Raw genomic sequence first — 20,829 nt, forward strand, 5'->3', positions numbered from 1 at the left:
AAGGGGGAAAGGGAACCTTCAGCAGCGCTGGGCGCGGTTGACCGCGGAGACGACGGCCCGCAGCGAGGCGGTGACGATGTTCGGGTCGATCCCGACGCCCCACAGCACCCGCTCCCCGACGGCGCACTCGACGTAGGCGGCGGCGCGCGCGTCGCCCCCGGCGGACATGGCGTGCTCGGCGTAGTCGAGCACGCGGACGTCGACGTCGACGGTCCGCAGCGCGTCGACGAACGCCGCGATCGGGCCGTTGCCGCGGCCCTCGACGGTCACCGGTACGCCGGAGTCGACCAGCTCCACGACCATCTCGTCGAGCTGCCCGTCCCCGGAGGCGGTGTGCCGGTGCCCGCTGAGGGAGAACCGGCCCCACGGCGCGGCCGGGTCGGGCAGGTACTCGTTGCTGAAGGCGGTCCACATCTGCTGGGCGGTGACCTCGCCGCCCTCGTCGTCGGTGTGCCGCTGGATGACCGCGCTGAACTCGATCTGCAGCCGGCGCGGCAGGTCCAGGTGGTTCTCGGTCTTCATGATGTAGGCGACGCCGCCCTTGCCGGACTGGCTGTTCACCCGGATCACGGCCTCGTAGCTGCGGCCGACGTCCTTGGGGTCGATCGGCAGGTACGGCACCGCCCACGTCTGCTGCTCGACGGGGACGCCGGCGGCCTGCGCGTCGGCCTCCAGGGCCTTGAAGCCCTTGTTGATGGCGTCCTGGTGGGAGCCGGAGAAGGCGGTGTAGACCAGGTCGCCGCCGTAGGGGTGGCGCTCGTGCACGCCGAGCTGGTTGCAGTACTCGACGGTGCGGCGGATCTCGTCGATGTCGGAGAAGTCGATCTGCGGGTCGATGCCCTGGCTGAACAGGTTCAGCCCCAGGGTGACCAGGTCGACGTTGCCGGTGCGCTCGCCGTTGCCGAACAGGCAGCCCTCGATGCGGTCGGCGCCGGCCCGGTAGCCGAGCTCGGCGGCGGCGACGGCGGTGCCGCGGTCGTTGTGCGGGTGCAGGCTGAGGACCACGGAGTCGCGCCGGCCCAGGTTGCGGTGCATCCACTCGACCTGGTCGGCGTACACGGTGGGCTCGGCCATCTCGACCGTGGCCGGCAGGTTGAGGATCGTCGGCCGCTCGGGCGTCGGCTCCCAGACATCGGTGACGGCGTTGCAGATCTCGACGGCGAAGTCGAGCTCGGTGCCGGTGAAGGACTCGGGCGAGTACTCGAACCGGATGTCCGTGTCGCCCATCTGCTCGGCCAGCTTGCGCACCACCTGCGCGCCGTGGACGGCGATGTCGACGATCCCGGCCCGGTCGGAGCCGAACACGACCCGTCGTTGCAGGGTGGACGTGGAGTTGTAGAGGTGCACGATCGCCTGCTTCGCGCCCTGCAGCGACTCGAAGGTGCGCTCGATCAGCTCGTCGCGGGCCTGGGTGAGCACCTGGATCGTCACGTCGTCGGGGACCAGGTCGTCCTCGATCAGCTGGCGGACGAAGTCGTAGTCGGTCTGGCTCGCCGCCGGGAAGCCGACCTCGATCTCCTTGTAGCCCATGCGGACCAGCAGCTCGAACATCCGGCGCTTGCGGTCGGGCGTCATCGGGTCGATCAGCGCCTGGTTGCCGTCGCGCAGGTCGACGGCGCACCAGCGCGGCGCCTGCGTCGTCACGGTGTCCGGCCAGGTGCGGTCGGGCAGCGCCACGGGGGTGAAGGGGACGTAGCGCTGGATCGGCATGCCGGACGGCTGCTGGGGGTTGCGGACGTGCGGGTGGGTCTCGCTCATGGGGGAGGGCTCCTGGTGCGGGCTGCGTGCGCGGAGTGCGCACGGCTCCGGGGGCGGTCAGCGGACGCCGGGGACGCCGGAACCCCGCGGCGAGGAAGCCGACCTAGGAGAGGGCCTCGCCGCGGCGGGTAAGCAGGAGGCTGCCGCGCACGCGCCCACGGTAGCAGCGGGTCAGCCCACGTCGCAGGGAGGACGGCGCGTCGCGGCCGCCGGGGACGGCCTGGCGGATCAGTCCACGTCGCAGCGGCAAGGGCAGTCGTCGACGTGGAACGGCCGAAGGCCGTCGTCGCCCTCCGCGCAGGCCGGCGGGCACGTGCGGGCGAAGTCGGTCAGCGTCGGCAGCTCACCGGCGAGCCGCCTGCGCTCCAGGTCCTCGCGCCGTCGCTGCGCCGCCTCCGCTCGTCGGGCGGCGCGGCGTTCGGCGGGGGAGTCGCCGGCCCGGGGCGGCTGGTGGTCGTCGGGTACTCCCCGGAGCCGCCGCTCACCGTCTCGCGCGCTGCGTGAGAGGTCGAAGGTGTACCAGGGCTGCGGTCGGCTGTACCGCTCGGAGCCGTGCCACCACCCCTCGTCCGAGTGACGCGGATCGAGGTGCGCGGGGAAGCGCCGTCCCCCGTGGTCCCGGATGGCACGGTCGGACATCGGCAGCACCTCCGCGCCGTCCGCACCGATGAGCGCCAGCCGGAGCCGTGCCACGGCGAGGACGCCGAGCAGTGCCCCGACCGGCAGGTCACGTGCGCCCGCCTCGGCCGCGGCCAGCGTGGACTTCGCGACCCCCGCAGCAGCGGCCATCTCGCGCTGGGAGAGGTCCGCCACCCGGCGGGCGCGGCGGAGCATCCCGGCCAGCAGCTCCGCCCGATCACCCTCGTCCACGCCGGGGATCGTGGCCCGCGCCGGCGGCCCGGGGCAGATGCTCCTGTGGAAGCTAGTGCCCTGCCCACAGGGGTGGGCAGGGCACTAGTTCCGCGGAGCTCACCTGGTGCCGTCCGCACGTGCGGGGCGCAGCCGCAGGCGGCGGTCAGAACTCCTTGCGCAGGCGCAGCCGCAGGGGCCGGCCGTCCGGGTCGACCAGCAGCCGGTAGAGCGGTGTCGCCCACAGCCGGGTGTGCCAGGGCAGCTCCTCCGGGCGGTGTGGGTGGAGCCGACCGGGTGGACGTGGCCCGCGGCGACCCCCCTCGTGCCACTCGGCCAGGGCGCCCGCCCGCTCCTCGAGCGTGGCGACGAAGCGCGCCGGATCCACCAGCAGGTCGTCGTCGCTGCCGTCCTCGGCCAGGTCCAGGTGCTCGCGCGCCAGCTCCAGCCGCAGGTCCCGCGCGAAGGTGCGGGCGCCGTCCCCGGTTCCTCCCAGGTCCCGCGGCTCGCGGGGGTCGAGCGTGGTGTCGAGGACGGCGGTGGAGAGCTCGCTGTCGTGCGTCCAGGAACGCCGGTTGAAGTTGTCGCTGCCGATGCTGGCCCACACGTCGTCGACGACGCACACCTTGGCGTGCACGTACACCGGCGTCCCGGCGTGGTTCTCCACGTCGAAGACGTGCACCCGGTCCTGGCCTCCCGCCCGGACGCACAGGTCGATCGCCTGCCGGCGGCCCACGGTCTGGGGAGTCGCCGAGAACGCGCCCTCCTGGTCGGGGATGCGGGGCACGACCACCACCAGGTGGAGGTCGGGGTTGTCCCGGAGGGCGTCGGCGAACAGCTGGGCGACCTCGGAGGACCACAGGTACTGGTCCTCGAGGTAGACCAGCCGCCGCGCCCGCTTCACCGCCTTCGAGTAGCCGCGGGCGATCGAGCGCTCGCCCTCGGGGGCGAAGTCGTATCGCGGCAGGATCTTGGGGTAGGTGCGCAGGATCTGCACCAGGTGCGGGCCGGCCGGTGGGGGCGGCGGCAGCTCGGGCGGCAGCGGAGCGGGGTCCAGCCGGGCCCCGCGGAACCGGCCGACGACGTAGGCGATCGGGTTTCCCTGCACGGGGCTGGTCGGGTCGTCCCACCGCTCGCGGAAGCTGGTTTCCAGCACGGCGACCGCCGGGCCGCGGATCTCCGCCTGCACGTCGTGCCAGGGCGGGGTCGGCCCGTAGCCGGAGGCCATGTCCACCGCCTGGGGGTCCCCGTCGTGCCGCGCGTCGTCGCGGCGGCTGTGGCACAGGTCGATGCCCCCGGCGAACGCGACGTCGCGGGACGGGTCCGCGGGGCACCGGATGATCACGACCTTCTGGTGGTGGCTGCCGAACCGGCGCACGCGCTGGTCGAGCACGACCCGGCCGCCGTCGGCCTCGATCTCCCGGTCCAGCGAGCGGTTCTGCTCCTTGCTGTAGGAGAGCGCGTCCGTGTGCGAGCGCCACACCAGGCCGCGCACGTCGACGCCGCGGTGCGCGGCCGCGCTGAACAGCTCGTCGACGGTGGGCCCGTCGGGGCGCAGCCGCTCGTCGGGGTCGCCTCGCCAGTCGGTGAACCAGACGCGGTCGCCCTCGCCCAGCTGCTCGACCACCTCGACGAGCCGGTCGAAGTACGCCGCGCCGTGGACGAGCGGCCGGACCAGGTTGCCCTCGGTCCAGGCCGGCACGGCGGCACCGCGGTTGTGGCGCTCCTCCGAGGTGAGCAACCACCGGTGCGGATCGTCCACCCGGCGATCACATCGGTCGGGCGCACGAGATGCAACCGCTCGGCCCGTGGACCGCGTCGGTAGCCTTGTGACCCGTGGCCCTCGTCGTCCAGAAGTACGGCGGCTCGTCCGTCGCCTCCGCCGAGCACATGAAGCGCGTCGCGGAGCGGATCGTCGCTGCCAAGAAGAACGGCGACGACGTCGTCGTCGTGGTCTCCGCGATGGGCGACACGACCGACGAGCTGCTGGACCTGGCCAGCCAGATCACCGATACCCCGCCCGGCCGCGAGCTGGACATGCTGCTCACCGCCGGCGAGCGGATCTCCATGGCGCTGCTGGCCATCGCGATCTCCGAGCACGGCTACGAGGCGCGGTCGTTCACCGGCTCGCAGGCCGGCGTGATCACCACGTCCAGCCACGGCAAGGCGCGCATCATCGACGTCACGCCCGGCCGCCTGAAGTCGGCGCTCGACGAGGGCTCGGTCGTCATCGTCGCCGGGTTCCAGGGCGTCAGCCAGGACACCAAGGACATCACCACCCTCGGCCGCGGCGGCTCGGACACCACCGCCGTCGCCGTCGCCGCGGCGCTGAACGCCGACGTCTGCGAGATCTACACCGACGTCGACGGCGTCTTCACCGCCGACCCGCGCATCGTCCCCAACGCCAAGCGGCTGGACACCATCACCTACGAGGAGATGCTCGAGCTCGCCGCCTCCGGGGCGAAGGTGCTCATGCTGCGCTGCGTCGAGTACGCCCGCCGCTACGGCATCCCCGTGCACGTCCGCAGCTCCTACTCACAGCTCCCCGGCACCACCGTGACCGGCTCGATGGAGGACCTCACCGTGGAACAGGCGATCATCTCCGGCGTCGCGCACGACCGCTCCGAGGGCAAGATCACCGTGTTCGGCGTGCCGGACCGGCCGGGTGAGGCGGCGCAGATCTTCCGCGTGCTCGCCGACGCCGAGGTCAACATCGACATGATCGTGCAGAACGTGTCGGCCGAGGCCAGCAAGCTCGCCGACATCTCCTTCACGCTGCCCAAGAGCGACGGCCCGGCCGCGCTGGCCGCCCTGGAACGGGTCAAGCACACCGTCGGCTACACCGACGTCAGCTTCGACCAGCACATCGGCAAGGTGAGCCTGGTCGGCGCCGGCATGCGCTCGCACCCGGGTGTCTCCGCCAAGTTCTTCGGCGCGCTGGCCGACGCCGGGGTCAACCTGGAGCTGATCAGCACCTCGGAGATCCGCATCTCCGTGGTGTGCCGCGACACCGACGTCGACCTCGCCGTCCGCGCGGTGCACGATGCGTTCGACCTGGGCACCGAGGACGCCCAGGCCGTGGTCTACGGAGGGACCGGACGATGAGTGGCTTCACCCCCGGCGGCCTGCGGGTCGGCATCGTGGGCGCGACAGGTCAGGTGGGCCGCGTCGTGCGCGACATCCTGGCCGAGCGGAACTTCCCGCTGGCCGAGCTCCGCTTCTTCGCCTCGGCGCGGTCGGCCGGCAGCACCCTGCCCTGGGCCGGTGGCGAGATCACCGTCGAGGACGCCGCGACCGCCGACCCGACCGGGCTGGACATCGCGATCTTCTCCGCCGGCGCGACCACCTCCCGCGCCCAGGCGCCGCGGTTCGCCGCGGCCGGCGTGACCGTCATCGACAACAGCTCGGCGTTCCGCCGCGACCCGGAGATCCCGCTGGTCGTCAGCGAGGTCAACCCCGGCGACATCGCGAAGGCGCACGGCCGGATCATCGCCAACCCGAACTGCACGACCATGGCCGCGATGCCGGTGCTCAAGCCGCTGCACGACGAGGCCGGCCTGGTCCGCATCGTCGCCAGCACCTACCAGGCGGTCTCCGGCAGCGGGGTCGCCGGCGTGGAGGAGCTGCACGGGCAGGCGAAGGCCGTCGTCGACAAGGCCGACGAGCTCACCCACGACGGGACCGCCGTGGCCTTCCCGGATCCGGTGAAGTACGTCGCGCCGATCGCCTTCAACGTGCTGCCGATGGCCGGCTCGGTCGTGGACGACGGCTCGTTCGAGACCGACGAGGAGCAGAAGCTCCGCAACGAGAGCCGCAAGATCCTCGGCATCCCTGACCTCCGCGTCTCGGGCACCTGCGTGCGGGTGCCGGTGTTCACGGGGCACTCGCTCTCGCTCAACGTGGAGTTCGCGCGCGAGCTGACCGTCGAGCGGGCCACCGAGCTGCTGCAGGCCGCGCCCGGGGTGGAGCTCTCCGACGTCCCGAACCCGCTGCAGGCCGCCGGCCGCGACCCCAGCTACGTGGGCCGCATCCGGCAGGACCAGAGCGTGGACGGCGGCCGCGGGCTGGTGCTCTTCGTCAGCAACGACAACCTGCGCAAGGGCGCCGCCCTCAACACCGTCCAGATCGCGGAGCTCATCGCCGCCTCCCGCTGACCCTGGTCGGGCTCCTCCGCGGAGGAGCCCGACCAGGCGGGAGGATGGTCCCGTGAACTCCGCGGACCTGCCTGCCTCCCCGCAGCACGCCTGGCCGGGGCCGGACCTCTACACGCTGCGCGGGATGCTCGAGCTGGACCTGGCGCTCGAGCGCGGGGTGACGGTGGACGCCGCCCACGCCCTGCTGAGCGACGCCGTCGTCCACGCGTTCGGGCCGCGGTGGTACGAGTGGTTGACCGACGCGCTGGCCGCCGAGGGGCGGGACCAGGCACAGCTGTCCGCCATCCTCACCGACGACCCCCTGGCCGAGCGGGTGCTGGGGGCGCTCCGGGCCCGGATGCTCGCCGACGAGGAGGCGCCGGACCCGCCGGACGAGGAGTTCGGCTGGTACGCCTACGCCCCCGGCGACCCGCGGGGGAGCCGGGGGCGGCTCCGCCGGGCGGTCCTGCGGCGGAGGGAGAGCGCCCGTCTGGCACTGCTCGCTCCACCGCGCCCCCGCGTGGCCGGCCGGCGGCGCCGGGACCGCTAGGGCCGCACGTGGCGCAGGGCGAAGGAGAGCGCGACCTCGACCTGCCGGATCGTCTCCTCGATGACCAGCGACCCGTGGCCGGCGTCGAACCGGTAGACCTCGTGCGGCTTGCCCAGCCGCTCCAGCTCGCCCAGGTAGTTGTCGATCTGCCGGATCGGGCAGCGCGGGTCGTTCGCGCCGGCCACCACCAGCACCGGCGCGGCGACGGCGTCGACGTAGGTGATCGGCGAGGAGCGCACGTAGACGTCGCGCACCTCCTCCGGTGACCCGCCGAACAGCGCCCGGTCGTAGGCCCGCAGGCCCTCCATCTCGTCCTCGTACGCCGCGAGGTAGTCGGCCACCGGCACCTCGGCGATCCCGGCCGCCCAGCGCTCCGGCTGGGTGCCCAGCCCCAGCAGGGTGAGGAACCCGCCCCACGAGCCCCCGGTGAGGAGCGCGCGGGCCGGGTCGACGACGCCCTCGGCCACCAGCGCGTCGTAGACCGCCCCGATGTCCTCGAGCTCGGTGAGCCCCGGGCGCCCCGTGAGCGCGTCGCGCCAGGCCGAGCCGTAGCCCGTGGAGCCCCGGTAGTTCACGTGCACGACCGCGTAGCCGGCGTCGACGTAGGCCGCCCGGCGGGCGCGGTAGGAGTCGTCGTCGGCCGCCTCCGGGCCGCCGTGCACCAGGAACGCCGTCGCGAACGGGCCCTCACCGGCCGGGCGCACCAGCAGGGCGTGCACGTCGCCGCCCGGGCCGGGGACCCAGCGGTCCTCGACCGGGTAGGCGGCGGGCGGCTCCTCGTCGGAGACCGAGAGGACGACGGGGCCGTCGGCGCGGCGGATGACCGGCGGCCGCTCGGAGTTCGACCACGCCAGCTCCACCGTGCCGTCGGGGCGGGCGGTGGCGCCGCGGACGACGCCGGGCGGGGTGTCGAGCTTCTCCAGCGCGCCGGAGTCGAGGTCGTAGCGGTACAGCTCGCTGCGGGCGGCGTGGTCGTGGCCCACCAGCAGCGCGGAGCCGTCGGGGTACCAGCCGGCGGTCACATCGCCGGGCAGGTCGAGCACGATCTCCGTCTCGGTGTCGGCGGCGACGTCCCAGACCAGCAGCTCCTCGCGACCGCGCCGCTCGTGGCCGACCAGCAGCCGGCGGTCACCGGGGAGCGGGGCGAACTCCAGCGCGTGCAGCCCGCGTCCCTCGCCGTCCCACTTCTCCGCGACCACCGAGTCGTCGGCCGTGCGGAGCACCCGCAGCGCGGGGTAGCGCGGGTCGCCGTGCTCGGAGTGCGAGATGACCAGCAGCTCGTCGTCGCGGGTCAGCGCGTCCACCGAGGCGGGGTCGGGGTGCCGGTAGACCACCCGCGGCGTGCCTCCGGTGGGCGCCAGCCACAGCTCGCTGCCGTCGTCGGTGCTGCGGCCGATGGACACCAGGTCCCGGCCGATCTCCAGTCCCGCCGGGTAGGCGGGCCCCACCTCGGGGACGGCGACGGTGTCCTCGCCGCCGGTGAACGGCTGGGTCATCCAGACGCCGAACTCGTCGCCGTCGGTGTCGGCGAACCACCAGATCGTGTCGCCGTCACGGTCCAGCGTCGCGATCAGCGTGCCGTTGGGCCGGTCGGTGACCCGGCGGTGGGTGCCGGTCTCCCGGTCCCAGGCGTACTGCTCCACGACGCCGCTGACGTCGGAGCTGTACAGGTTGCGGTGCGGTGCCTCCTCGGCCCAGTCCGGCAGCGACACCCGGGGTGCGCGGAACCGGGCCTGCCAGCGGGCGGTGACCTCGGGGGGAAGGGCGGGGACGGTCTGCTCGGCGGTCACGCCACCATCTTCGCAGCGCCCCGGGAACGACCGGTGCCCCGGGAACGACTCAGGGGCCGCCTTGCGGCGGCCCCTGAGCGGAGGGTCGGGGTGACAGGATTTGAACCTGCGGCCTCGTCGTCCCGAACGACGCGCGCTACCAAGCTGCGCCACACCCCGAGGTGCGTCGACGAGTCTAACGCTCCACTGCGCGCGCCCCGGCGGCGGGTCAGGACGGCCGTGCGGTGAGGGTCAGCAGCGTCGCCTCGGGCGGGCAGGCGAACCGCACCGGGGCGTAGGGGCTGGTGCCCAGGCCGGCCGACACGTGCAGCCAGGTGCCGGCCGGGTGCTCCGGCGTGGGGGCCGCCCAGCGGTGCAGCCAGCGCACCCGGTGGCGGTCGATGCCGCAGTTGGTGACCAGCGCCCCGTAGAACGGCACCCGCAGCTGGCCGCCGTGCGTGTGACCGCACAGCAGCAGGTCGTAGCCGTCCGCGGCGAAGCGGTCGAGCACCCGCGGCTCGGGGGAGTGGGCCAGCCCGATCCGCACGTCGGCGCTCCGATCGGCCGGCCCGGCGACCAGGTCGTAGCGGTCCCGCTTCAGGTGGGAATCGTCGACGCCGGCGAAGACGATCCGCCGCCCGCCCACGGTGAGCTCACCGGCGGCGTTGGTGAGGTCCAGCCAGCCGCGCTCGCGCATGCCGTCGCGCAGGTCGCGCCAGGGCAGCTCGTCGCCGTGCACCCGCTTGTGGTCGCGCTTGAAGTACTTGAGCGGGTTCTTCGGGCGCGGGGCGTAGTAGTCGTTGCTGGCCAGCACGAAGGCGCCGGGCCGGTCCAGCAGCGGGTCCAGCGCGCGCAGCGTCGGCGGCACCGCGTCGAACCCCGCGAGGTTGTCCCCGGTGTTGATCACCAGGTCGGGCTCGAGGGCGGCGAGGCCCGCGACCCACTCCTGCTTGCTCCGCTGCCCGGCGGTCATGTGCAGGTCCGACAGCTGCAGGATCGTCAGCGGCGCCGAGCCCGGGGCCAGCACGGGCACCTCGAACCGGCGCAGCGTCCAGCGCCTGCGTTCGTAGAGGCTCGCGTAGGCGGTCACGGCCGCGCCCGAGGCGACGGCGGCGGTGGGGACGGCGGTGTACCAGCGCACCCGCCGAGCCTACGGGCGCCCCCCGGCGCGGCGTCGTGCGAGGCTGGACCCGTGCCCGACCTCAAGGAACAGCTGCGCGCCGACCTGACCACCGCCATGAAGGCCCGTGACGAGCTGCGCACCGCCACGCTGCGCATGGTGCTCGCCGCCGTCAGCGCCGAGGAGGTGTCGGGCAAGGAGGCCCGCGAGCTCACCGACGACGAGGTGCAGGCCGTGCTCCGGCGCGAGGCGAAGAAGCGCCGCGAGGCGGCCGAGGCGTTCGGCTCGGCCGGTCGCGCCGAGCAGGCCGCCCGCGAGCGGGCCGAGGGCGAGATCCTCGCGGACTACCTGCCGGCTCAGCTGGACGACGCCGACCTGGCCGCGATCGTCGCCGACGTCATCTCCCGGACCGGCGCCTCCGGCATGAAGGACATGGGGAAGGTCATGGGCGCGGCGAACGGCGTGGTCGCCGGCCGGGCCGAGGGCTCGCGGGTCGCCGCCGAGGTCCGCCGCCAGCTCGGCTGAGCGCCGCGCGACGGGAACGACGAAGGGCCGGACCTCTCGGTCCGGCCCTTCGTCGTCGCTCCGGTCAGTTCGTCGGGAGGTCCCCGGTCGGCTCCGGTGCGGTCGTGCCGGCGTCGGCCGGGGGCGGCACCTGGGGCTCCACCTGGGGCTCCACCGGCGGGGGTGCCGGCGTCTCGGGCTGGGTCTCCGGCTGCACGGGCGGCGGGGAGGTGGTGCCGCCCGTGGTGCCCGTCGTGCTCGACCGGTCCGCCGAGCGGCTCGACGTGGTGCCGGACCGGGAGACGCCGGCCCCCTGCGGGGCGGCGTCGACGCCGCGGCCGGCGTACTGGGGATCGGCGGGCGGGAACTCGGCCGCCGGCTGGTTGGTCAGGATCGGTGCCATCGCGGCCCGCCAGATGCCGGCCGGGAGACCGCCGCCGTAGCTGCCGACGTCGTTGGTGTCCCGCGGGCGGAACACCATGACGCTGGCGGTGTACTCCGGCGTCGAGCCCACGAAGGCCACCGAGTCCCGCTCGTTCACCGTGCCGGTCTTGCCGGCGATCTGGTGGCCGGGGATGTGGGCCCGGGCGCCGGTCTGCAGCCGGTTCCCGGGCTCGACGTCCTTGATCATCATCTGGTTCAGCGTGTCGGCGATGCCGGGCTCGATGACCTGCTCGCAGTCGTCGCCCTTCACCACCGGCTCGCCGTCCTCGCCGGTGAGCGGCTCGCCGTTCGGGGTGGTGATCGACAGCACCGGCGTGGGCGTGCACTTGACCCCGCGGGCGGCGATCGTCGCGTAGGCGTTGGCCAGGTCGAGCGGGCTCACGCCATCGGTGCCGTAGGCGAAGGACGGGCGGTTCTCGTCGATGATCTGCTGCGCCGGCGTCTGGGTGACCGAGTAGTCGAAGGTCATGCCCAGCCGCTCGGCCATCCGCACCGCCGGCTCGATCCGGCCCAGTGCGTCCTCCAGCGCGAGGAAGTAGGTGTTGGAGGACATGTAGAGCGCCTGCGTCATGGTCAGCGTGCGCGGGTACGAGCTGCCCACGTTGCCGATCGAGTAGGGCTCGATGCGCTGGGTCTCGGGGTCGTAGCTCTCGTAGACCTTCGACCGGTAGGGCTCGCTCGTGGTGATCGTGTGGCTGGCCGGGAGACCCATCTCCAGGGCGGCCGCGGCGACGAAGGTCTTGAAGGTCGACCCGGAGCCCTTGGTGGGGACGGTCGCGAAGTTCACCGACTCGCACTCGGGGCCGTCGCAGCCGTAGCGGCGGTTGACGCTCATCGCGAGCACGTGCCCGGTGCCGGGCTGGACGACGTCGTAGACGCCCACGGTGTCGGCGCCCATCGCCACGGTGTCCAGCACGGCCTGGTCACCGGCGGCCTGCATGTCCGGCCGCAGCGTCGTCTGGATGGTCAGCCCGCCCTTGTCCAGCTGGGCCTTCGTCAGACCGAGCTCCTGGATGAGGTACTGCCGGGTGAAGTCGCAGAAGAAGCCGCCGATCGCGGCGTCGATGCAGCCGTTCGGGGGCGCCTGGCCCGGAGCCACCTCCACCGGGGTGGGGGTGATCTCGGCCAGCTGCTCCGCGCTGACGTGACCCAGGTCGTGCATGCGCTGCAGCACCTGGTTGCGCCGGATCTGGGCGTTCTCCGGGTTGTTGATCGGCTCGTCGTAGAACGGCTTCTGCACCAGCCCGGCGAGCATGGCCGCCTGCGGGAGGGTGAGGTCGGCGGCGTTCACGCTGAAGTAGCGCTGGGCGGCGGCCTGGATGCCGTAGGCGCCCTGCCCGAAGTACACGATGTTCAGGTACCGGGTGAGGATCTCGTCCTTGGAGTAGGTGTCCTCCAGGGCGAGGGCCAGGCGGGCCTCCCGCAGCTTGCGGCCCACGGTCTGGGCGTCGGCGGCGTCCCGGTCCTCCGGCGTGGTGGCCGTCTGCAGCAGGGTCTGCTTCACCAGCTGCTGGGTCAGGGTGGAGCCGCCCTCCTGGACCTCGCCGGCGGCGACGTTCTTCACCAGCGCCCGCATCGTGCCCTGCACGTCCAGGCCGTTGTGGTCGTAGAACCGGGAGTCCTCGATGTCGACGAGCGCCTGCTTCATGACGTCGGCGATCTGGTCGGAGGTGACCGGCGTCCGGTTGTGCTCGTAGAAGTTCGTGATCAGCTGCCCGTCGGCGGCGAGCACCCGGGTGACGCCGGCCGGCGTCTTGTCGGTCAGCTCCACCGGCAGGGCGTCGAGCAGCGACACGGAGTTGCGTGCCGCCAGGCCGGTGCCCCCGATCCAGGGCAGCATGAGTCCGGCCAGCAGTGCGCCGGCGACGACGATCGTCGCGGCGAGCTTGGCGAGCAGACGGGTCCGGACACGCGCGTTCTCCGACATCGCGGCCAGGGTACGTCGCCCGGACGGGTGAGCGGAGCGCTCAGCCGCGGCGCGCGGGCAGGACGCGCGTCCGCGGCGTGCCGGTCGGCGTGTCGTGGTCGGGGCCGGTGAGGGCGTCGGCCATCATCCGCAGCCCGTCGAGGTCGTGGACGTCCCCGGCGGCGGCCGGCACCGTGCGCAGCGCGACGTCGGGGTGGGCGCTGGTGAAGCGGTCGGCCAGGTGCTGCTCCCGGCTCGCGAGCTGCATCCGGTCCGCGTGCACCCGCAGCGCCGCGGCCGCGAGCGCCGCGCCCTCGTCACCGCTCTCAGCGACCTCCTCGGCGGCGCCCTCCGCGCGGGTCGCCGACAGCGCCGTGGTGGCCGGGGGGTGCGTCCGGTTGACGACCAGTCCGGCCAGCGGCATCCCCTCGGCCGAGAGCCGGTCGACGAAGTAGGACGCCTCGCGCAACGCGTCGGGCTCCGGCGCGGCGACCACCACGAACGACGTGCCGGGGCGGCGCAGCAGCTCGAACGTCGCCGTCGCGCGCTCGCGGAACCCGCCGAACATGGTGTCCAGGGCCGCGACGAAGGCGGAGATGTCGCGCAGCAGCTGGCCACCGAGGATCTTGCTGACGATCCGGCTGAACAGCAGGAACCCGGCGCTGGCGAACTTGAAGCCGGCCCGGCTCGGCGCCATCAGCAGCCGGATCATCGTGCCGTCGAGGAACCGGCCCATTCGGTTGGGGGCGTCGAGGAAGTCCAGCGCCGACCGCGACGGCGGGGTGTCGACGATGATCAGGTCCCACCGGTCGCTGGCGCGCAGCTGCCCGAGCTTCTCCATCGCCATGTACTCCTGCGTGCCGGCGAACGACGAGGAGAGCGCTTGGTAGAAGGGGTTGTCGAGGATCTGCTGCGCGCGCTCGGGCGTGGAGTGAGCGGTGACGATGTCGTCGAACGTCCGCTTCATGTCCAGCATCATCGCGTGCAGCTCACCGGTCGCCCCAGGGACGTCCACGCGCCGCGGTTCGTTGTCCAGCTCGGTCAGCCCCAGGGACTGGGCCAGCCGCCGGGCCGGGTCGATGGTGAGGACGACGACGGTGCGCCCGGCCTCCGCCGCGGCCAGCGCCAGCGCCGCGGACGTCGTCGTCTTGCCCACCCCGCCTGCGCCGCAGCAGACGACGATGCGGGTCTGCCGGTCGGCGATCAGCGCGCCCAGGTCCATCGCCGGGGCCTGCCGGGGCGCCCGGGTGCGCGGCGCGGTGGCCGTGCCGGCGGCCATCAGGCGGCCACCTCCGTGCGCAGGTGCTCCTCGAGCCGCCCCGCCAGCTCGAACAGGCAGCCCAGGTCCATCGGGCCGGGCAGCAGCGGGATCTCGAGGCTGGGGCGGTCCAGCTCCGCGACCTGGGCCCGCAGGGCGTCCTGCGCCGCCCAGCGGCGGGCGTGCTCCACGACCTCGGCGACCAGCGCCTCGGCCAGCTGCTCGGCGCCCGGCAGGTGCGCGGCGTCCAGCGCGGGTGCGAGGTCGGCCCCGGTCAGCTCGCCGGCCGCCGCGCGGGACAGCGCGGCCGGAGGCAGCACCGGCTCGGTCGCCATGTTCACGATCACCGAGCCGATCGGCAGCCCGGCCGCCTCGAGCTCCGCGATGGCGTCCGCCGTCTCCTGCACCGGCATGTCCTCCAGGATCGTCACCAGGTGGACCGCCGTCTGCGGGGAGCGCAGCACCGCCATGACGCCGTCGCTCTGGGTCTTGATCGGACCGGAGCGGGCCAGCTGCGACATCTCCCCGGTGACGCCGAGGAAGCGGGTGATCCGGCCGGTGGGCGGCGCGTCGACGACGACGGCGTCGTAGACCAGCCTGCCGTCCCGCCGCCGGGTGACCGCCTCCTTGATCTTGCCGGTGATCAGCACGTCGCGGAGGCCCGGCGCGATGGCGGTGGCGAAGTCGATGGCGCCCATCTTCCGCAGCGCCCGGCCGGCCCGGCGGAGGTTGTAGAACATGTCGAGGTAGTCGAGGAGCGCCTCCTCGACGTCGATGGCCAGCGCCTTGACCTCGCCCCCGCCGCGGGCGACGGCGACCCGGCGCTCCTCGTAGGGCAGCGGCGGGGTGTCGAACAGCTGGGCGATGCCCTGCCGGCCCTCGGTCTCCACCAGCAGCACCGAGCGCCCGTCGGCGGCGAGCGCCAGGGCCAGGGCGGCGGCGACGGTGGTCTTGCCCGTCCCTCCCTTGCCGGTGACCACGTGCAGGCGCGGGGCGGCGGGATCTGGGCTCACCTGTCCCAGCGTAGGAGCAGGCGACGGGGACGGCCTGCCCGTGCCAGGTGGCGTGACGGGCATCGCGTCCGGCGGCTGCGCTAGCGTCGCGGTCATGAGCGAAACCGCCCGCCAGAAGTGGGAGTACGCGACCATCCCGCTGCTCATCCACAACACCAAGGCGATCCTCGACTCCTGGGGCGTCGACGGGTGGGAGCTGGTGACCGTGCTCCCCGGGCCCGGTGGGCCCGAGCAGCCGGTCGCCTACCTCAAGCGGCCGGTATGACGGCCCCGGCTCCGGGCTGGCACGCCCGGCTCGCCGAGCTGGGCATCCGGCTGCCCCCGGTGGCCGCTCCCGTCGCCGCCTACGTGCCGGCCGTGCGCACCGGCTCCCTGGTGTTCACCTCGGGGCAGCTGCCGTTCGTCGACGGCGGCCTGCGCCGCACCGGCAAGGTCGGCGGGTCGGTCGACGTGGAGGCCGCCGCGGCCGACGCGAAGGTCTGCGCGCTGAACGCGCTGGCCGCGATCGACGACCTCGTGGGGCTGGACGCGGTGGCGCGCGTCGTCCGCGTCGTGGGCTACGTGGCCAGCGTCGAGGGCTTCACCGGTCAGCCCCGGGTGGTCAACGGCGCCAGCGAGCTGCTCGGCCGGATCTTCGGCGACGCCGGTCAGCACGCCCGCAGCGCCGTGGGGGTGGCCGAGCTGCCGATGGGTGCCCCCGTGGAGGTCGAGCTCACCGTCGAGCTGCGATGACACCGCGATCCTCCGCATCGCACCGCGGCCAGGTGCCATCCGTCGTTGCGCTGAGCGTGTCCCGGTCCCTCGCCGGGAGGTCCTCCGGACCCCCGCTGCTCGTAACCGACGACTGCGTCGTGCGGCATGCCTGAGCCGAAGCAGGCCGCGACGGTGCTGCTGCTGCGGGACGGCGCGCCCGGGCTCGAGGTGTACCTGCTGCGCCGCACGAAGGGCATGCCCTTCGCCGGTGGCATGACCGCCTACCCGGGCGGCGGCGTCGACCCCCGGGACGGCGACACCGAGATCGGGTGGGCCGGGCCCGCGCCCGCGCAGTGGGCGACCGCCTTCGGCTGCGACGAGCGGACCGCCCGGGAGCTCGTGTGCGCCGCGGTGCGCGAGACGTTCGAGGAGGCCGGCGTCCTGCTCGCCGGGCTGCCCGACGGGACCGTCGTTCCGGACGTCTCGGGGGAGGACTGGGAGGACCAGCGCCAGGCCCTGCTCAGCCGCGAGCTGTCGCTGGCCGGGCTCCTGGCCGGTCGGGGGCTGGTGCTCCGGTCGGACCTGCTGCGGCCGTTCGCGCACTGGATCACCCCACCGGTCGAGCCGCGGCGCTACGACACCAAGTTCTTCGCTGCCGCGCTGCCGGTCGGGCAGGAGGCGCGCGACGTCTCGGGGGAGGCCGACGAGGCCGCGTGGCTGGCACCCGCCGCCGCGCTCGCCGAGCTGGAGGCCGGCACCCGCCCGATGCTGCCGCCGACGTCGCACACGCTCGGCCAGCTGGTGGCCTTCCCCGACGTCGCGGCCGCCCTGGCCGGCTCGCCGCCAGAGCCCCTGCAGCCGATCAGCCCGCGTTTCGAGGAGACGCCCGACGGCCGCTGGGCGGTGCTGCCCGACGGCACCCGCATCCGGCTGGCCGTGCCGCTCCCCTCGTGAAGCGGTGAACGCGAGAGGCCCAGAACCGATGCGGTTCCGGGCCTCTCGCGTTCAGGCGTGCGTCAGCGCGCGCGGCGGCGCAGGCGCTCCTCGTCGAGGACGACGACGGACTTGCCCTGCAGCTGGATCCAGCCGCGGTGCACGAAGTCCGCCAGCGCCTTGTTGACCGTCTCGCGGGAGGCGCCGACCAGCTGGGCGAGCTCCTCCTGGGTGAGATCGTGCTTCACGCGCAGGCCGTCGGTGTCGCGGCTGCCGAAGCGGTCGGCCATCTGCAGCAGCGCCTTGGCCACGCGGCCGGGGACGTCGGTGAAGATGAGATCGGCGACCGAGTCGTTGGTGCGGCGCAGGCGCCGGGCCAGCACGCGGAGCAGCTGCTCGCCGATCTCCGGGTGCGCCTCGATCCAGGGCAGCAGCACCGACTGCGGCATCCGGGCCAGCTTCACGTCGGTGACGGCGGTGGCGGTCGCGGTACGCGGACCGGGGTCGAAGACCGACAGCTCACCGAACTGGTCGGAAGGTCCCATGACCGCGAGCACGTTCTCCCGGCCGTCGGGCGACCGACGGGAGAGCTTGATCTTGCCGGTCATGACGATGTAGAGGCTGTCGCCGGGCTCGCCCTCGTTGAAGACCACCCGGCCCCGGGGGAGGGTGATCGTCTCGAGGCGACTGATGACGGGGTCCACCGCGTCCTCGGAGAGCCCCTGGAAGAGCCCCGACTGAGCCAGCACCTCGTCCACTGCACGTCCTCTCGCACTGTCCTCGGACGCAGGGGTGCCCGCGTCCGGAGCGAGTCTAGGCGGCTGTGCGGTCAATCACCCGTTCGGTGGGCGGCCGCGTCCCCCCATGGAGCGAGTGGCCTCCCTGCAGGGGCCCGCCGCGAGCGTGCGAGCGGTGGGGGGCAGGGAGGTCCTTCCTCAGACCAGCGGGGGGTTCTGCGAGCGCCGGACGCGGTGGCGGCGACGGCGCCAGCGGAACAGCGCCCGCCGGATGCCCGAGGTGGCGAGCGTGTCGACCTCGCCGGGCGTCGCGGTGTCCAGGAACTCGCTGACCTCGCGGGGGGACGCCGGGCGGCGGAGGGGCTCCTCGACCCGCTCCATCACCAGCAGGAACGCGATCAGCAGCGGTGGGAACAGGATGACACTGAGGGCGACCATCCCGACCTCCTCTGCGTCGTCGGCGGAACGGGGAAGCGGTCCGTCCTCGATCATGGCACGCCGGGAGAGGGTCAGCAGCTCCGCATACCCTCGACCGCGTGTCCGCACCCGCGTCCTCACCGGCCTACGCACGCCCCACCCGGGCCCGGCGCCCCACCGCAGCCGCACTGACCGGGGCGTCGCCGTACGACCCGGCGGAGACGCCGCTGGCCCGCACCCGCCGGGCCCGTCGCATGGCCCGCGAGCTGGCCGCGATCCATCCCGACGCCCACTGCGAGCTGGACTTCACCAACGCCTTCGAGCTGCTGGTCGCCACGGTGCTGTCCGCGCAGACCACCGACAAGATGGTCAACAAGGTGACGCCCACGCTCTTCGCGCGGTATCCCGACGCGGTCGCCCTCGCCGGCGCCGACCGGGAGGAGCTGGAGACCATCCTCAAGCCCACCGGCTTCTTCCGGGCCAAGGCGAACTCGGTGCTGGGCTTGAGCCAGGCCCTGGTCGAGCGCTTCGACGGCGAGGTGCCCGCCCGGATGGCCGACCTGGTGACCCTGCCGGGCGTCGGGCGCAAGACGGCGAACGTCGTGCTGGGCAACGCCTTCGGTGTCCCGGGGCTCACCGTCGACACCCACTTCGGCCGGCTGGTGCGCCGGTTCGGCTGGACCGCGGAGGAGGACCCGGTCAAGGTCGAGGCGGAGATCGCGCAGCTGGTGCCGAAGAAGGAGTGGACCGACTTCAGCCACCGGGTGATCTTCCACGGCCGGCGCGTGTGCCACGCGAAGAAGGCGGCGTGCGGCGCCTGCGGCCTGGCGCAGTGGTGCCCCTCGTTCGGCATCGGCCCGGTCGACCCCGAGGTGGCGCTGAAGCTCGTGAAGACCCCCTCCGCCTCGGACACCGAGTGATGCGCCGGGTCCTGGCCGCCGCCGGGGCGGCGCTCGCGCTGCTGATGGCCGGCTGCACCGCCGAGGAGCAGCCCGAGGCCACGCCCGCGACGACCGCGGCCCCGTCGTTCACGCCGTGCCCCGACCAGCCCGACGTCGAGGCCGCCGGGGCCGAGCGGCTGCCGGCGCTCGCCTTCGACTGCCCCGGCGGTGGTTCCCTCGACCTGGCCAGGGCACCGGGCGTGCCGACGGTCGTGAACCTGTGGGGAAGCTGGTGCTCGCCGTGCCGGGAGGAGATGCCGGTCCTGCAGGAGTTCGCCGACCTCGCCGGCGACCAGGTGCGGGTGGTCGGGGTGATCAGCAAGGACGGGCTGCCGCAGGCCGGCTCGTTCGCCGAGGACGCCGGCGTCACGTTCCCCAGCGCCTACGACCGGACCGGGGAGCTGATGGCCGAGCTCGGGATCAACTTCCTGCCCTTCACCTACTTCGTCGACGCCGGCGGCGCGCTGGTGCACACCGAGGCCGGCGCGGTCGCCTCGGTGGACGAGCTCCGCGGCCTCGTCGCGGACCACCTCGGGGTGCAGCTGTGACCGCCGGGGCGGCCACCGACGGCCTGCCCGAGTACCTGCTCCGGCTGCTGGAGCGGGCCGACGACCTCCCGCTGCGCCACCGCATGCCGCAGGCCACCGCCACCGCCCGCCGCTCGGCGGTCCTCATCCTCTTCGGCGAGGGCCCGGCCGGGCCGGACATCCTGCTGATCGAGAAGTCCGCACACCTGCGCAGCCACGCCGGGCAGCCCGCCTTCCCGGGCGGCGGCGTCGACCCGGGCGACGACTTCCCGGTGGGCACGGCGTTGCGCGAGGCCCACGAGGAGGCCGGGATCGACCCCGACGGCGTCCGGGTCCTCGCCACCCTGCAGGAGCTGTTCCTGCCGCCGTCGAACCGGCTCGTCGTGCCGGTCGTGGGCTGGTGGGACGACCCGCGCGACGTCACGGTCGGCGACCCGCACGAGGTGGCGCGGGTCGCCCGGGTGCCGCTGGCCGACCTCGTCGACCCGGCCAACCGCTACCGCGTCCGGCATCCGGCGGGCTTCGTCGGGCCGGCGTTCGGCGTGGCCGACATGGAGGTGTGGGGCTTCACCGCCGGCCTGCTCGACGCGATCCTCGAAGCCGCCGGGCTGGCGCAGCCGTGGGACGCCACCGACGTGCGGCCGATCCGCCCGGAGCGGCTGCGCCCGTACACGCTGCCGGGCTCGGGGGACGACGACCCCGCCGGCGACTCCGCCGCGCCGACCGTCGCCGATCCCGCGCCCGGCGTCGCCCCGGCGCGTACGGTTCGGCCCCGATGAGCGGTGAAAGGACCACCTCCTCCCCGTCCCTCGCCGGCTCGGGGCGGGGCCCGGGAGGCGGCCAGGGCATCGGCGGGAAGGTCGTGGCGGTCGTCGCGGTGCTGGTCCTGCTGGTGACCGGCTGCGGTGGCGCCGGGGGGCAGGAGGTGACCGCGGCGCCGGTCGCCGAGGGGCTCGGTGAGGTGACGATCGCCGACGACGGCGTCCAGGAGGTCACCCTCCAGACCCAGGACGACTACGTGTTCACCCCCGACCGGTTCACCGTGTCGCCGGGGCGGGTGCGGCTGACCCTGGTGAACGTCGCCGAGCAGATGCCGCACAACCTCGAGTTCACCGACGAGGAGCTGCCCGAGCCGATCGACGCCGGGATCTCGATGCTCGCCGCGGGCGAGGAGAAGACGATCGAGTTCGAGGTGTCGACGCCGGGGGAGTACCCGTTCTCCTGCACCTTCCACCTCCAGCTGGGGCAGGTGGGCACGATGACGGTCAGCGGGTAGC

The 20,829-nt window shown here is 73.7% G+C and carries 21 protein-coding genes and 1 tRNA gene; 11 read left to right on the plus strand and 11 right to left on the minus strand.

What is annotated here, in order from left to right; genetic code table 11:
• Nucleotides 1–18: 18 nt before the first annotated feature.
• The 3 genes from leuA to ACI799_RS05010 form a co-directional block, all read right to left on the minus strand.
• Nucleotides 19–1,758, minus strand: coding sequence for a 2-isopropylmalate synthase (gene leuA, locus ACI799_RS05000; protein WP_456599027.1), 1,740 nt, complete (start codon nt 1,756–1,758; stop codon nt 19–21).
• Between the two features lie 228 nt (nt 1,759–1,986).
• A complete protein-coding gene (locus ACI799_RS05005; protein ID WP_456612552.1) occupies nt 1,987–2,628 on the minus strand; it encodes a helix-turn-helix domain-containing protein in 642 nt (213 codons plus the stop codon).
• A gap of 145 nt (nt 2,629–2,773) precedes the next feature.
• Entirely contained in the window at nt 2,774–4,369 is a 1,596-nt protein-coding gene (locus ACI799_RS05010) for a phospholipase D family protein (protein ID WP_456612553.1), read from the minus strand.
• 74 nt (nt 4,370–4,443) lie between these two features.
• Here ACI799_RS05010 and ACI799_RS05015 point away from each other — a divergent pair, with 74 nt between their 5' ends.
• Genes ACI799_RS05015 through ACI799_RS05025 form a run of 3 tightly spaced genes read left to right on the plus strand, consistent with a single transcriptional unit; the run spans nt 4,444 to nt 7,290 of the window.
• Nucleotides 4,444–5,712 carry an aspartate kinase gene (locus ACI799_RS05015; protein WP_456588216.1) on the plus strand — a complete coding sequence of 423 codons (1,269 nt, stop codon included), beginning with the start codon at nt 4,444–4,446 and terminating at the stop codon, nt 5,710–5,712.
• Nucleotides 5,709–6,761: an aspartate-semialdehyde dehydrogenase gene (locus tag ACI799_RS05020; RefSeq protein WP_456588215.1), complete on the plus strand. Its 1,053-nt coding sequence runs from the start codon at nt 5,709–5,711 to the stop codon at nt 6,759–6,761. Before ACI799_RS05015 ends, ACI799_RS05020 begins: the two co-directional genes overlap by 4 nt.
• Nucleotides 6,762–6,813: 52 nt before the next feature.
• Nucleotides 6,814–7,290: a hypothetical protein gene (locus ACI799_RS05025; RefSeq protein ID WP_456599030.1), complete on the plus strand. Its 477-nt coding sequence runs from the start codon at nt 6,814–6,816 to the stop codon at nt 7,288–7,290.
• On the opposite strand, the gene ACI799_RS05030 is transcribed toward ACI799_RS05025, so the two are convergent.
• From ACI799_RS05030 to ACI799_RS05040, 3 genes are all read right to left on the minus strand, one after another.
• Entirely contained in the window at nt 7,287–9,080 is a 1,794-nt protein-coding gene (locus ACI799_RS05030) for a prolyl oligopeptidase family serine peptidase (RefSeq protein WP_456612554.1), read from the minus strand. The two genes, ACI799_RS05025 and ACI799_RS05030, sit on opposite strands and share 4 nt — an antisense overlap.
• Before the next feature lie 85 nt (nt 9,081–9,165).
• A tRNA-Pro gene (locus ACI799_RS05035) sits at nt 9,166–9,239 on the minus strand.
• Between the two features lie 49 nt (nt 9,240–9,288).
• Nucleotides 9,289–10,200: a metallophosphoesterase gene (locus ACI799_RS05040; protein WP_456612555.1), complete on the minus strand. Its 912-nt coding sequence runs from the start codon at nt 10,198–10,200 to the stop codon at nt 9,289–9,291.
• Nucleotides 10,201–10,251: 51 nt separating this feature from the next.
• Between ACI799_RS05040 and ACI799_RS05045 the strand changes: the two genes are divergently transcribed.
• Nucleotides 10,252–10,704, plus strand: coding sequence for a GatB/YqeY domain-containing protein (locus tag ACI799_RS05045; RefSeq protein WP_456588211.1), 453 nt, complete (start codon nt 10,252–10,254; stop codon nt 10,702–10,704).
• Nucleotides 10,705–10,768: 64 nt separating this feature from the next.
• Here the strand turns inward: ACI799_RS05045 and ACI799_RS05050 are convergent, their stop codons facing one another.
• From ACI799_RS05050 to ACI799_RS05060, 3 genes are read right to left on the minus strand one after another with little or no spacing between them, the layout of a single operon-like run.
• Complete coding sequence (locus ACI799_RS05050; protein ID WP_456612556.1) at nt 10,769–13,054, minus strand: transglycosylase domain-containing protein; 2,286 nt, start codon at nt 13,052–13,054, stop codon at nt 10,769–10,771.
• A gap of 40 nt (nt 13,055–13,094) precedes the next feature.
• Nucleotides 13,095–14,312: an ArsA family ATPase gene (locus ACI799_RS05055; RefSeq protein ID WP_456595783.1), complete on the minus strand. Its 1,218-nt coding sequence runs from the start codon at nt 14,310–14,312 to the stop codon at nt 13,095–13,097.
• Nucleotides 14,312–15,304: an ArsA-related P-loop ATPase gene (locus ACI799_RS05060; protein WP_456588208.1), complete on the minus strand. Its 993-nt coding sequence runs from the start codon at nt 15,302–15,304 to the stop codon at nt 14,312–14,314. Before ACI799_RS05060 ends, ACI799_RS05055 begins: the two co-directional genes overlap by 1 nt.
• Nucleotides 15,305–15,398: 94 nt before the next feature.
• Between ACI799_RS05060 and ACI799_RS05065 the strand changes: the two genes are divergently transcribed.
• The 3 genes from ACI799_RS05065 (at nt 15,399) to ACI799_RS05075 (ending at nt 16,951) form a co-directional block, all read left to right on the plus strand.
• On the plus strand, nt 15,399–15,569 hold the full coding sequence (locus tag ACI799_RS05065; protein WP_456588207.1) for a hypothetical protein: 171 nt from the start codon (nt 15,399–15,401) through the stop codon (nt 15,567–15,569).
• Nucleotides 15,566–16,036, plus strand: a complete 471-nt coding sequence (locus tag ACI799_RS05070) for a RidA family protein (protein ID WP_456588206.1) — start codon at nt 15,566–15,568, stop codon at nt 16,034–16,036. Before ACI799_RS05065 ends, ACI799_RS05070 begins: the two co-directional genes overlap by 4 nt.
• Nucleotides 16,037–16,162: 126 nt before the next feature.
• Nucleotides 16,163–16,951: an NUDIX hydrolase gene (locus ACI799_RS05075; protein WP_456588205.1), complete on the plus strand. Its 789-nt coding sequence runs from the start codon at nt 16,163–16,165 to the stop codon at nt 16,949–16,951.
• A 62-nt stretch (nt 16,952–17,013) separates the two neighbouring features.
• On the opposite strand, the gene ACI799_RS05080 is transcribed toward ACI799_RS05075, so the two are convergent.
• Both ACI799_RS05080 and ACI799_RS05085 read right to left on the minus strand, forming a co-directional pair.
• On the minus strand, nt 17,014–17,688 hold the full coding sequence (locus ACI799_RS05080) for a Crp/Fnr family transcriptional regulator (RefSeq protein WP_091929288.1): 675 nt from the start codon (nt 17,686–17,688) through the stop codon (nt 17,014–17,016).
• Between the two features lie 177 nt (nt 17,689–17,865).
• Nucleotides 17,866–18,105 carry a hypothetical protein gene (locus ACI799_RS05085; RefSeq protein WP_456588204.1) on the minus strand — a complete coding sequence of 80 codons (240 nt, stop codon included), beginning with the start codon at nt 18,103–18,105 and terminating at the stop codon, nt 17,866–17,868.
• A gap of 98 nt (nt 18,106–18,203) precedes the next feature.
• Between ACI799_RS05085 and nth the strand changes: the two genes are divergently transcribed.
• The 4 genes from nth to ACI799_RS05105 are packed head-to-tail and all read left to right on the plus strand — an operon-like array spanning nt 18,204 to nt 20,828.
• Complete coding sequence (gene nth / locus ACI799_RS05090; protein ID WP_456599033.1) at nt 18,204–19,004, plus strand: endonuclease III; 801 nt, start codon at nt 18,204–18,206, stop codon at nt 19,002–19,004.
• Nucleotides 19,004–19,573: a TlpA family protein disulfide reductase gene (locus ACI799_RS05095; RefSeq protein ID WP_456588202.1), complete on the plus strand. Its 570-nt coding sequence runs from the start codon at nt 19,004–19,006 to the stop codon at nt 19,571–19,573. The genes nth and ACI799_RS05095 overlap by 1 nt, the downstream gene beginning before the upstream one ends.
• Nucleotides 19,570–20,331 (plus strand): NUDIX hydrolase, encoded by a 762-nt coding sequence (locus ACI799_RS05100; protein WP_456588201.1) that lies wholly within the window; start codon nt 19,570–19,572, stop codon nt 20,329–20,331. The genes ACI799_RS05095 and ACI799_RS05100 overlap by 4 nt, the downstream gene beginning before the upstream one ends.
• Nucleotides 20,328–20,828, plus strand: a complete 501-nt coding sequence (locus tag ACI799_RS05105) for a plastocyanin/azurin family copper-binding protein (RefSeq protein ID WP_456588200.1) — start codon at nt 20,328–20,330, stop codon at nt 20,826–20,828. Before ACI799_RS05100 ends, ACI799_RS05105 begins: the two co-directional genes overlap by 4 nt.
• The last annotated feature ends 1 nt before the right edge of the window (nt 20,829 follow it).

It is taken from the genome of Blastococcus sp. SYSU DS0753, assembly GCF_054051175.1.